The sequence below is a fragment of the Rahnella sp. NRRL B-41462 genome (assembly GCF_003263525.1).
Taxonomy (GTDB): Bacteria; Pseudomonadota; Gammaproteobacteria; order Enterobacterales; family Enterobacteriaceae; genus Rahnella; species Rahnella aceris.
Genome location: NZ_JYDF01000156.1, coordinates 1 through 11,705, shown reverse-complemented (window position 1 = coordinate 11,705; position 11,705 = coordinate 1). Strand labels below are relative to the sequence as shown.

At 53.7% G+C, this 11,705-nt stretch carries 13 protein-coding genes; 10 read left to right on the top strand and 3 right to left on the bottom strand.

Features of this window, described 5'->3' with window-relative positions:
- The first annotated feature begins 280 nt into the window (after positions 1-280).
- Together UC14_RS25480 and UC14_RS25475 are read left to right on the top strand one after the other, a co-directional pair.
- Positions 281-919 (top strand): nitroreductase family protein, encoded by a 639-nt coding sequence (locus UC14_RS25480; RefSeq protein ID WP_013575605.1) that lies wholly within the window; start codon positions 281-283, stop codon positions 917-919.
- A gap of 303 nt (positions 920-1,222) precedes the next feature.
- Positions 1,223-2,773 (top strand): bifunctional diguanylate cyclase/phosphodiesterase, encoded by a 1,551-nt coding sequence (locus UC14_RS25475; RefSeq protein WP_112198681.1) that lies wholly within the window; start codon positions 1,223-1,225, stop codon positions 2,771-2,773.
- On the opposite strand, the gene UC14_RS25470 is transcribed toward UC14_RS25475, so the two are convergent.
- Complete coding sequence (locus UC14_RS25470) at positions 2,719-3,720, bottom strand: bifunctional helix-turn-helix transcriptional regulator/GNAT family N-acetyltransferase (RefSeq protein WP_013575607.1); 1,002 nt, start codon at positions 3,718-3,720, stop codon at positions 2,719-2,721. The two genes, UC14_RS25475 and UC14_RS25470, sit on opposite strands and share 55 nt — an antisense overlap.
- A 139-nt stretch (positions 3,721-3,859) precedes the next feature.
- Here UC14_RS25470 and UC14_RS25465 point away from each other — a divergent pair, with 139 nt between their 5' ends.
- The 7 genes from UC14_RS25465 to UC14_RS25435 all read left to right on the top strand — a co-directional run bounded on the left by UC14_RS25465 (position 3,860) and on the right by UC14_RS25435 (position 9,075).
- Positions 3,860-4,711 carry a MurR/RpiR family transcriptional regulator gene (locus UC14_RS25465; protein WP_013575608.1) on the top strand — a complete coding sequence of 284 codons (852 nt, stop codon included), beginning with the start codon at positions 3,860-3,862 and terminating at the stop codon, positions 4,709-4,711.
- 250 nt (positions 4,712-4,961) lie between these two features.
- Positions 4,962-5,798, top strand: a complete 837-nt coding sequence (locus UC14_RS25460) for a transporter substrate-binding domain-containing protein (RefSeq protein ID WP_112198680.1) — start codon at positions 4,962-4,964, stop codon at positions 5,796-5,798.
- Between the two features lie 3 nt (positions 5,799-5,801).
- The gene (locus tag UC14_RS25455) at positions 5,802-6,431 is read left to right on the top strand and encodes a DUF1989 domain-containing protein (protein WP_112198679.1); all 630 of its coding nucleotides are present in this window, start codon (positions 5,802-5,804) and stop codon (positions 6,429-6,431) included.
- The gene (locus tag UC14_RS25450) at positions 6,415-7,062 is read left to right on the top strand and encodes an urea carboxylase-associated family protein (protein WP_112198678.1); all 648 of its coding nucleotides are present in this window, start codon (positions 6,415-6,417) and stop codon (positions 7,060-7,062) included. The genes UC14_RS25455 and UC14_RS25450 overlap by 17 nt, the downstream gene beginning before the upstream one ends.
- A 3-nt stretch (positions 7,063-7,065) precedes the next feature.
- Positions 7,066-7,719 (top strand): amino acid ABC transporter permease, encoded by a 654-nt coding sequence (locus UC14_RS25445; RefSeq protein WP_013575612.1) that lies wholly within the window; start codon positions 7,066-7,068, stop codon positions 7,717-7,719.
- Positions 7,719-8,384 (top strand): amino acid ABC transporter permease, encoded by a 666-nt coding sequence (locus UC14_RS25440; protein WP_112198677.1) that lies wholly within the window; start codon positions 7,719-7,721, stop codon positions 8,382-8,384. Before UC14_RS25445 ends, UC14_RS25440 begins: the two co-directional genes overlap by 1 nt.
- A 13-nt stretch (positions 8,385-8,397) precedes the next feature.
- On the top strand, positions 8,398-9,075 hold the full coding sequence (locus UC14_RS25435) for a DUF1989 domain-containing protein (RefSeq protein ID WP_112198676.1): 678 nt from the start codon (positions 8,398-8,400) through the stop codon (positions 9,073-9,075).
- A gap of 133 nt (positions 9,076-9,208) precedes the next feature.
- On the opposite strand, the gene UC14_RS25430 is transcribed toward UC14_RS25435, so the two are convergent.
- Complete coding sequence (locus UC14_RS25430) at positions 9,209-9,853, bottom strand: NADPH-dependent F420 reductase (RefSeq protein ID WP_112198675.1); 645 nt, start codon at positions 9,851-9,853, stop codon at positions 9,209-9,211.
- A gap of 105 nt (positions 9,854-9,958) precedes the next feature.
- Between UC14_RS25430 and UC14_RS25425 the strand changes: the two genes are divergently transcribed.
- Positions 9,959-10,846: a LysR family transcriptional regulator gene (locus UC14_RS25425; protein WP_013575616.1), complete on the top strand. Its 888-nt coding sequence runs from the start codon at positions 9,959-9,961 to the stop codon at positions 10,844-10,846.
- A gap of 73 nt (positions 10,847-10,919) precedes the next feature.
- On the opposite strand, the gene UC14_RS25420 is transcribed toward UC14_RS25425, so the two are convergent.
- The coding region (locus UC14_RS25420) for a flavocytochrome c (RefSeq protein WP_157962161.1) at positions 10,920-11,705 on the bottom strand (786 nt) is incomplete at its 5' end.

Below are 11,705 nucleotides of genomic sequence, written 5' to 3'. Positions count from 1 at the left end.
TAAGAAAATGGGTAAGGGACAGGGAGGCCGAAAAGATGAGTCACCCTCAGCGGGCAATTAGATTCATAGTAGCCTGTTTACAGGGATAGCGTTGAGTTTATTTTTTCGCCAGCGGCTGACAACTGTGTGCTAACCCTGCAAATTTTCACTGACGGCGGTCTTTATCAAGGCTCAAAAGTATAAACTCCCGGATTCGGTTCATGCGATTATCGGGCGGCTATTTGGGAATAATTGTCACAGGCAATCCCCCGCCTCCAAATTTATCCTTCAGGAAAAAAAGATGACGACCTTAAACGAAAAACTGGCATGGCGCTACGCAACCAAGAAGTTTGATGCGGCCAAAACGGTTCCGGCTGAAAAGATTGAAAACATTATTGAGGCCGTGCGTCTGGCACCGACCTCAAGCGGTCTGCAACCCTTCGAACTGCTGGTAGTCACTAATCCGGATATCCGCGCAAAAATCCGCACCGTTGCCTGGGATCAGGCGCAGGTCACCGACTGTTCCCACCTGCTGGTGTTCGCGGCATGGGATGACATCACGCCAGAACGCGTGAACATGATGTTCGACCTGACCAACGAGGTTCGCGGTTTTAAAAACGAAGGCTGGGAAAACTACCGCCAGAAACTGCTGAGCATTGTCGCTGAACGCGGTACCGAAGCGAATTATCAGGCCGCTGCACGTCAGGCCTATATCGGTCTGGGCGCCGCGCTGATCGCCGCCGCGTTTGAAGAAGTGGATGCGACGCCAATGGAAGGGTTTGATCCTGCTGCCGTGGATGAAATCCTGGGCCTGAAAGACAAAAACCTGCGCAGCGTGGTGATCCTGCCGCTGGGCTACCGCGCCCACGAAGGCGACTGGCTGGTGAACCTGAAGAAAGTTCGCCGCAGCCGTGAAAACTTCGTCACCGAAATCAAGTAATATCAGGCCACCGGCCCTGTCCGGCCGGTGGCCTTCATACCCTAAACACAGACGTACCTTACTGATGACATCCTGATTTTATTATCATAAATCCCCCTGACTTCACGCTTATAAGGTCATTTACGGACGATAAAAGCTTTCCGCTGTGCCGTTGCCCAGAGTGATCACCCCCGCAAAAATCATAATAAGTAGCCCCTTTATTTAAAAAAAACCTTATCCGGGCTAAATAGCCCCATCAGAATGCCGATAACACATGCAGATAAATGATTTTACTGACTCTGTTAACTTATTTTGAGGTTGCATATGTTAAAGAAGCTTCGCAATAAGGCAAAAGTCGAGCTTTATGTATGGATAGGGATACTCATAGCAACCTATTTATTTTCCCTTTATTTTAATATGAATGAAGTTTTCTATTATTTTTTTAAGGCATATGAAGTCTATAATTTAGATGAAGTTTTCATCGCCCTGAATATAACGGGTTTTCTTGGGCTGATTTTTTCCTTTGTAAAAATAAAAGCAATGGAAAAGGAAATAGCAAGGAGAATGGAAGCTGAAAAGAATTTTCATTGGGTTGAATGTCATGATCCGGTAACAGGGCTGCCGAATACAATCATACTCAACTCCACCATCGCACAATATAACCACGAAAACAAAAGTAGTTTTGGTGTGTTCACCATTGAAATAAACAGACTGAAGGATATTAATGATATTTTCGGTCATGACTATCATGATGAGATATTTAAGATCGTAGCAGAAAGACTGCTGAATATTTTCCCTGGCTGTGTTTATAAATTAGCCGCCGATGATTTTCTTGTCCTGAGACCCAATATTGACAAAACCGACCTGACCTCACTGTCCGGGCGCGTTATGCGTAGCCTGTGTTCACCGGTTAATCTGGATGGATTTACCTTTAATATTTCTGCCAATATTGGTATTTCACGATCCCCGGAAGATTCGTGCGATCTTAAGAAAGTGATTCAACAATCCGATTGTGCAATGCATGTTGCTAAAAAAGCTGGCAGAGAGCAGATCAGGGCATTCTCTGCGAGCATGGAAGAATCTTTATTATCCATGGCACAACTGGAACGTGATTTTAAATCAGCCTTGAAAAACAAAGTTTTTGTGAGTCATTATCAGCCCTTAGTGGATCTAAAATCAGAAAAAATCATAGGCTTTGAAGCCCTTGCCCGATGGGAAATCTCGGCGGGAAAGTTCATCCCGCCGTCGAAGTTCATTGCGCTTGCTGAAGACACCGGAGCAATAACAGAACTGACAGAATATCTCTTGCGGGAGGCATGTCTTGAAGCGCTAAAATGGCCATCCGACAAACGGTTGTCCTTTAATCTTTCACCTTTACTTTTATGTGACAAAAATCTTAAATCAAGAATCATAGGTATTCTTGATGATGTGGGTTTCCCGCCAGAACAACTGGAAATTGAAGTCACGGAAAGCGCGCTGTTTAGCAACAGACATCTGGCCAGATATACACTTAAAAGACTCCGTGACGCAGGCGTTAAAATTGCTCTTGATGATTTTGGCACCGGATACTCAAGCCTTTCTCAGCTCTGTGACTTTCCCTTTGACACATTAAAAATTGATAAAAGTTTTATTGATACATTCCAGACTAATGAGAAACAAAATAAGATTGTTTGCTCTATTCTCTCCCTTGCCAACGCCCTCAACGTAAAAGTGGTTGCTGAAGGCATTGAATATAAAAGTCAGCTGATTATTTTACAGGAACTCGGCTGTGATATTGGTCAGGGCTATTTCCTCGGAAAACCGGTTCCTGTAGCAAATATTCATAAATCAATAAAATCGCCTTTAACTGAAGCTGAAAAGGTCACAGCGGAATGAAGCGGTGACCGGCGGGTGAACTGTTGTTCGGTCATCGTCATGCCCCACTGGTCGCCCTGCCATTCTTTCAGCAGTTCGAAACCAAAGGATTCATACAGACGTCGCGCAGCATGAAGGCCGCTGAAGGTCCAGAGCTGAACAGCGTCGAATCCGCGCCCGTCGCAAAACGCTATCGCTTCACTGAGCAGTTTTCTGCCCATGCCCGTTCCCCGGCAGCGGTCATCAAGAATAAACCAGCGCAGATGGGCTTCGTTATTTCCCAGATCCTGACCATCGATAGCCACTGAACCGACCACCCGCCCGTTGCTGACCGCCAGCCAGACCTGGTTGCAGGGTTCATGCAAACGCCCGCAGAACTCTGCCAGTCCGCTGGCAACCTTTCCCTCGAAGAAATGCCCGAAGTTGTAATTACTGGCGTAATACGTGCCATGCATTTCCGCAATCCGGCCAATCATGCCCGGCTGATATCCCGTGACGATTTCAATGTTGTGTTGGGGCGCGACCGGGTCCCCGTCGCGACAACGTTCAAGGGCGCGGGCATACGCCGCCAGGCCTTTTGCGACGGCCTGTTGCTGCGCAGAATCCAGATTTTCCAGCGCCTTGATCACGCGCATCGCACCGTACTCATTGATCCGCCCGACCGTCTGCTTGCCCTTTTCCGTCAGTATCAGTTGTTTCACTCTGGCATCATTTTCCGACGGCACTTCCTGCAGTTCACCCGCTGCCAGCAAACGGGCAAGCATGCGGCTGACGCTGGATTTTTCCAGCCCGAGGATCTGCACCAGTTGCGCGGCGGTCATGGCGCCCTGATTTTCAATTTCCACCAGGCTGTGTACGGCAGAAGGTGAATATTCTGTGGCCGCCAGCGTGGCGTTCATAAAACCCAGCTCGCGTACCATAAGGCGCGAGGAGGAACGGATTTCTTCGATTAAGGCGTGATCTGGCATGCGTTTACCCGGGATTTTGACTGATAGTTGTATAATACAACCATCATCCCCGGTGCACTGTCAATACCGCGATAAAGATTGTGCATGACAATCCGGCACGTTCTGTGCAGGATGAGTTTTTTCTTTCCGGGGATCATTCATGAGCGCAAAAACGGCATCGCTGGAAAGCCGTATCCGGCAGCAATGGGATCAGCTTTCGTTGCACGAACAACGTTTAGCCGATGTCCTGTTAGCCGCGCCGGGCCAGCTGGCGATGAATACCGCGACTGAACTGGCGCAGAGCGCGGGCGTATCCAAAGCGACTGCCACGCGATTCTTTCGCCATATCGGTTATGAAAGTTACGATGCTGCCCGCCGTCAGGCGCGTGAAATGCAAAACAGTGGCTCGCCTCTGTATCTTCAGGCCGCACCCAGCGCTTCGCCCCTGGGCACGCTGATACAAAATCATCTGGAAAAAGAGGTCTCCAGCCTGGTGAACACGTTCCGTTTACTGGAAGATGACCAGCTTGAAGCCTGCGTGGAGGCCATTGCCAACGCGAAGCGTGTGGTGGTGATGGGCTGGCGTCACAGTCAGACCATCGCCATGCTGATTTACCGCGACCTGATCCACGTTCACCCCGACGTACGCCTGCTGCCGCGCGCCGGTGATTCGCTGGCAGAACATCTGGCAGCGCTTGGCCCGCAGGATGTGGTGATCTGCGTCGGGCTGCGCCGCCGTATGCCTGCACTGGAAACCGCCATGAGTGCCCTGGCTGACATGCAGGTGCCGATGCTGTATATCTCCGATGTGCTGGCGGGTAAACCGGCGAAATATGCCAACTGGGTCTTGCGCTGTCATACCGACGTTAATCTGATTTTCGACAGCACCGTGGCGCTTTCCGGCGTCTGTAACCTGCTCTGTTCACTGGTCGCCCGTCGCATGGGTAAAACCGGCAGCTACCATCTCGCCACCATCGAAACCCTGCACCAGAGCCTCGAAGAACTGGAGTAATGCGCCGCACTGGCGCAACGGCTGAACACTTATCCCCAAATCAGTGCAGCGGCGGATCTTTCCGCCGCTTTTTCACGCCTCCTGATGAAACCTGAGAAATATAAATATTAAAATAAGAAACATTTGTTTCTTATTGATTATGGAAGAAAAAAATGTTTCCCGTCATATTCAGGCTGCGACTGATTAAAAAAGTGGCATGGAAACTGCTCTGTGGTCAGTGACATTTCACCAACACCAGGGAATCACCATAATGAAAAAAATAGCATTGCTGATCGCCGCTTTAATCACTGCTGGCGCGGCTGGCACCGTACAAGCTGACACCCTGTCAGACATCAAAAGCAGCGGTAAAATCACCGTCGGCATCGACCCGACCTTCCCGCCTTATGAATTCACCAACGATAAAGGCGAGATCACCGGCTACAGCGTGGCGATCATGCAATCTTTCGCCAAAGACCTCGGCGTGAAACTGGAGTTTCAGAAAACCGCGTTCAGCGGCATTCTGCCCGGCCTGATCTCCGGCTCATTCAATGCCGAAGGTTCTTCTCTTAACGTCACCGCCGAACGCGCCAAAAAAGTGCTGTTCACGGTGCCTTACAGCAAAACCGTCAATGGTGTGCTGGTGCGCGAGGCCGATGTGAAAAAATTCAGCGGCAAAACGTTGTCGCCGGAACAGTTGTCTGGTCTGAGCGGAGCCGTGAAAAGCGCCAGCGTGCCGGAACAGTTGCTCAAGGGCTTTAACGAAACGCTGACCAAAGAAGGCAAGAAGCCGATCACCATCATCAGCGTGGATACGCTGGATCAGACCGTCAGCACGCTGATGACTAAACGCGCCGATTTCGTGTTTGACGACATTTCGGTGCTCGCGCCGATCGTTAAAAAATACCCGAACAAAGTGGCTCAGGTTGGCGAAGCTGGCCCGTCACAGTGGATGGCGTGGGCAACACGTAAAGACGACACCCGCCTGAACAAAGCCATCAGCGATCATATTTTGGCGATGCAGAAAGACGGCGAACTCACCACGCTGCAAAAACAGTATCTCGGCACCACCTTTACCGTGCCCGCCAGCGATTTCATTCCTCAGGAGTAAGTTATGTGCCAATCCCTGCTGACGGTGCCCGCCGGTCACGGCAAAACCTTTACCGTGAACAAAGGGCAATTTATTACCGTCATTGATGCCGAAGGTCAGCAGGCCGCCGATTTTGTGGCCGTGAATGCCGCTGATCTGAATGAAAAACTGTCGCCGGTGCATACGCGTCAGCATCTGCGCTCGCTGTTCTTCAAACCCGGAGATGCGCTGTGGTCGAGTGAAAACCGCCCGATGTTGCGCATCATCGCCGACACCATTGGTATTCATGACGCCAATGTTCCGGCCTGCGACCGCACGCGTTTCAGTATCGATTTCGGTGTTGAAGGCCATCGCAACTGCGTCGATAACCTGCTTGAGGGCATGAAGGCACGCGGCGTGACCTATTTCAGCCTGCCGGAACCGTTCAACCTGTTCCAGAACGGGCCGGTCACCGCCGATGGCCGCATGGAAGTCACTGACCCGAACAGTAAAGCCGGTGACTGTATTGTCTTTGAAGCGCTGTGTGACCTGATTTGCGCAGTGTCGTCCTGCCCGCAGGACATCATTCCCGGCAACGGTTTGCAGGTCACGCCGGTTGATATTCAGGTCAGCAATCATTACCACGGGGAGATTCAGCATGCTGTTAATGCGTGAGGCCTGGGCCGAAAGTGAAGTCCATCCGCTGGCCGGGCCGGTGGATATCAAAGCCGGTGAGACGGGCTCCATTCGCGTGCTGCGCGGGCAACTGTTGCGCATCACGGCAGCGGGCGAAGGTGCGGTGGCCTCACTGTTTGGCTTCAGCCTGAGCGACCCTGCTGTCTGGCTGTCGGTTCATCACACCCGCGTATTCAGCAACAGCTATCTGCTGGGTTCTGGGATGCGTCTGGTGAATAACCGCCGTCGTCCGGTAATGGTACTGGGCAAGGACAGCGTAAAACGCCACGACCTGCTGCTGCCGGGTTCGACCACCGCATGGCTGGCTGAGCGTGGTTATCAGGGGGATGGCTGCATTGAGTCGGTAAAAAGTGAACTGGCACGGCTGGGCATGAATGTGCCGAAACTGCCGGATCCCATCAATCTGTTCATGCACGTCCGGCTGACGCGAGAAGGTGATATTTTGCCGGAAACCAACCGCACGCAGCCGGGCGACAGCATTACCTGTCGCGTGGTGGCCGATACCGTCTTTGTGGTTTCTGCCTGCTGCACCGGTATTGAAGGCAACGATAAACCCGCGCCGCTGAAGCTTTCGGTCGCGGAAAATCTGTCAGCATTTGACGAGGAATAACGCATGTTGGGGCTGGATGACCAGGTGATTGCAGCACTTCCCGAATTAGGCCATGGCCTGCTGATGACGCTGACACTTACCTTACTGGCAGCGCTGCTGAGCCTGGTGTGCGGGCAAATCATCTGCTTTATCCAGCTACGCAATGCCTGGCTGTGGCGCGTCACCGGGCGGTTGTATGTCAGCCTGATGCGTGGCACACCGGCTATCGTGCAGCTCTTTGTGGTGTTCTTCACCCTGCCGCGTCTCGGCCTCGGCGGTCAGCCAATGCTGGCGGCGGTGCTGGCGATTGGCCTGAACAGCGGGGCGTACGTCGCGGAAATCTTGCGGGTTAATCAGAGTCTGGTGACCCGCGGACAACGTGAAGCGGCGCGCACGCTGGGGCTGAACCGCTGGCTGACGTGGTGGTATGTGATCAACCCGCAGGTGATCCGCGCCAGCCTGCCGATGCTGGTGAACGAGTTTACGATTTTGCTGAAAACTACGCCGCTGGCGTCCGTGGTGGCGCTGACCGAACTGACCTATGCCGGACAAATCGTTATCGCCCGCACTTACGACGCCACTCAGGTGCTGTTGCTGGTGTCAGCCGGGTATCTGCTGATCGCCCTGCCGCTGATCAGCGCGGTACGGCATCTGGAAGCCAAGCGGAGGATGGCGTAATGGACTGGCAGGCAATTCTTACCGCATTACCGTCGCTCGGCGCAGGCATGATTGCCACGTTAAAACTCTGTGCCATTGCGGCGATCTGCTCGCTGTTATGGGGCACGCTGATGGCCGTCGCGCTGATGCGTGCCCCGCCATTCTGGCAACGGTTGCTGCATCTTTACACCAGCCTGACGCTGGCGCTTCCGCTGCTGATCGTTATTTATCTGCTCTATTTCGTCCTGCCGAAATACGACATCACCTTTACCTCGCCGCAGGTCGGCGTGCTGGCACTGACGTTATATTACGCGCCGTATATCGCGCAGGTCGTACGCTCGGCGATTGAGATGTTACCGCGCGGCCAGTGGGAAGCCTGTCGTGTTTTAGGGCTGAGCCGCACGGAACAACTTCGCGACGTGGTGTTGCCACAAACGCTGCCGCAGATGTTATCGCCACTGGTCGGGCTGATGATCGGCCTGATTAAAGACTCCGCCCTGCTGTCGATTGTATCGGTGCAGGAGTTTATGTACGCCGCCAGACAGGCGATTTCTGAGACTTACGCGCCGCTGGAGATTTATCTCACGGTCGCGCTGTGTTACTGGGTGCTGAACAGTCTGATTGACTGGCTGGCGCGCCATATTGAATTTCGCATGACGCGCTACCGTCGCAGCATGCAACATTAATCAGGAGAAAAAAATGTCGGCTGAATTTGAGCATCGTGACATCCAGTTGATTGCCGCCCGCCACGGTAAAGCCGTGCGTCTGGCGAAAGGCGAAGCCGTGCAGGTGGTGAATTTGTACGGCACCCAGGTGGTGGATTGCTGGGCGTATAACGCCGAAGACGTCAGTGAATATATGTGTATGGAAGCCACCCGTGTCTGGAACCAGCGGCTGAATCCACAGATCGGTGACAGCTTTATCACCAGCCAGCGCCACCCGATTCTGACGCTGGTCGCCGACACCTCACCCGGCGTGCACGACACCTTTATGGCCGCGTGCGATGCGCGTCGTTACGAGTTACTCGGCTGCACCGAACCGCACCGCAACTGCCACGACAACCTGTTTGAAGGCATGGCGGAACTGGGCGTAACACTGCCGCACGGCAATCTGGCCTCGTTCAACATCTTCATGAACATTCAGGTTCAGCCGGATGGCCGTACCCTGAAAACCTTACCGGTGGTGACGCGTCCTGGCGACTACATTATCCTGCGCGCCGAAATGGACTGCTACGTCGCCTTCTCCGCCTGCCCGCAGGACATCGTCAGCATTCAGGGCCAGGGCGACAACACTCCGCGCGATGCCGAATTGCGCATTCTGACCGCAGGCTTCCCGCAGGTGAAATTGCAGGGCGCGTGGGTGCCGGAGGGGGTTTAAAGGCAGAAGAAAAGCCAAGCTCGCTGATGGCTTGATCAACGCTTCCCCCGGTGAAGGGGGAAGTTGGGTGGGGGTTTTAAACGTTATCTAAGCCTAAGCACATTTAAAATTTCAGAGGGATAAAACCACCCATTTATCTTCTCGCAGGTTCCGGCCTTACTGCGCCTTCCAGCGCCGCCCGTAATTCACTTTCGGTCATCCGCACACAATAAGACGGCATGCCGCGCTGGAAGCGCCAGCCTTCGGAAAGAGCGCCGGCATCGACGGCGTCAAAACCAAAGGCGTCATACAGCGCGATCACCGCCTTTTTCGTTTCCGCATCATCACCGGCTACGGGCAGAGCGCGACGTTGCGGGTCGCCAGCGGGTAAACCGTCGTTTTCGAGATCGGTCATCTGAATCGCATTGAATGCTTTGGTGATTTCTGAATGCGGCAGGAAGCCCGCGAGATATTCGCTGGTAGTCGTTGTCTGATCGTCCAGTTCTGCCACCTGACCGTCACGTTCAGGGTAATAATTTACGGCATCGATGACCGGTTTTCCGGCAATCTCCGCCACGGGCAGTTGTCCGATAGCCGTCAGTGGCACGGCAATCACCACGATATCGCCAAAAGCAGCCGCTTGCGTCGCGGTACCGATTTCGCAACCGATCATCGGCTTCAGGCTGAACAACGTCTGAGGACCGCGAGAATTACTCAGCATCACCTGATGTCCGGCTTTGATCGCCAGTTTTGCCACCGCCCTGCCTACGAACCCTGCACCCAAAATGCCTATTTTCATGATTCTTACCTTTCATTTTGTTGTCGATAGGGTAAGAATAATTCCACACTGAACATTGATAAATCGCCACCACAGACATAAACAAACAACAAACAAGAGGGAATCATGGATCGCTTAACCAGCATGAACGTGTTCGTCAGAACCGCTGATCTGGGTTCTTTCGCGGCAGCAGCAGAAGCGTTGCGCATTTCCCCGCAGATGGTGGCCAAACATATCGCCCGGCTGGAATCGCGGCTGGGGACGGCACTGATCAACCGCACGACGCGGCGTCAGCACCTGACAGACATCGGGCGCAGTTATTATGAGCGCTGTAAAATCGTGCTTTCAGAGGCCGAGGCAGCGGATGCTATCGCGCTGGAGATGAAAGTCACACCTTCCGGCACGTTACGGGTGAATGCGCCGGTCACCTTCGGCACGTCGTCACTGGCACCTTTCATTACGCATTATCTGGCGCAGTATCCGGAGACGCAGATTGAACTGACGCTCAGCGACCGCATGGTCGATCCGGTCGAGGAAGGCTATGAGGTGATCCTGCGCATTGGCGAACTGAGTGACAGCCAGATGATTGCTTATCCGCTGCAGCCATACCGGCTGATTGCCTGTGCCTCGCCGGGCTATCTTGCACAAAATGGCGCACCGGAAACCCCGGCGGAACTGGCGACGCATTCCTGTCTGGTTTACGGAATCTGGTCGCCACAGGCCCCCTGCCGCTGGCAATTTTACCAGGAAGGCAGAATGCAGGAAATCCATCCGCAGGGCCGTCTGCGCTCGAATGACTGGCGCGCACTGCTGCATGCTGCCGTCAGCGGATATGGCGTGACGCTGGGGCCGGAAGATGTGCTGCGCGAGGAGATCAACGCCGGACGACTGGTGCAGGTATTGCCTGATTACGACGGGCCGTCAAGACCCATGCATATCCTCACACCCGCCGGTCTGCGACAGACCGTGAAGATCCGCAGTTTTATTCAGGCGGTGCGGGAGGCTTTCGGCTGAGGCATCCGTTCCCCATAAAAAAACCCACGCTCACACGTGGGTTTTTCATTTTAAAGCATTAACCTTCTGTCGTTTACCGCTTCGCCAGCGCCGCCGCATTCTTACCGGCGAGAATGCCGAAGATAATGATATCGGCGACAGCGTTACCGCCGATGCGGTTTGCGCCATGGATGCCGCCGACCACTTCGCCTGCGGCCCAGGCACCGGTGATCACCTGTTTTTGCACATCAAGCACGGCGGTATCCGGGCTGATGGTCACACCGCCCATGGTGTGATGCACGCCCGGCGCGATGCGGATAGCAAAGAACGGCCCCTGATTGAGCGGATGGCGCAGCGCAGTGGTACGGCCAAAGTCTTCGTCCTTTTTCTCCACCACAAACAGATTGTAGCGCAGCAGGGTTTCCGACAACGTGTGAGGATCCATATTGAGTTTTACTGCCAGTTTCTCCGGCGTTGGCGCGCTTATCACAAAGCCTTTGGCGATATACTCGTCAGCCGCTCTGTTATTCGACCGCACCTGTTCATCGAAGATCACCCACGCACTTTTCTCCGGTAAGGCGATGATTTCAGCCGAGACTTTATCGCGGGTTTCCATCTCGTTATAGAAACGCTTTCCGGCCTGGCTGATCAGGATCGCGCCGCCGCCGCGAATGGCTTCGGAAATCAGATAAGACGTGGTCTGTTCCACCGTCGGGTGGATCTGGATTTCACCCATATCCACCGTGTCCGCGCCCAGTTTCTCTAGCAAGGCAATCCCGCTGCCGGTCGCACCCGCATGGTTGGTGGTCACAAAACCATCCAGTTCCGGGCGATATTTCACCACCATCTCGCGGTTAGCACTGAAACCGCCGGTGGCGAC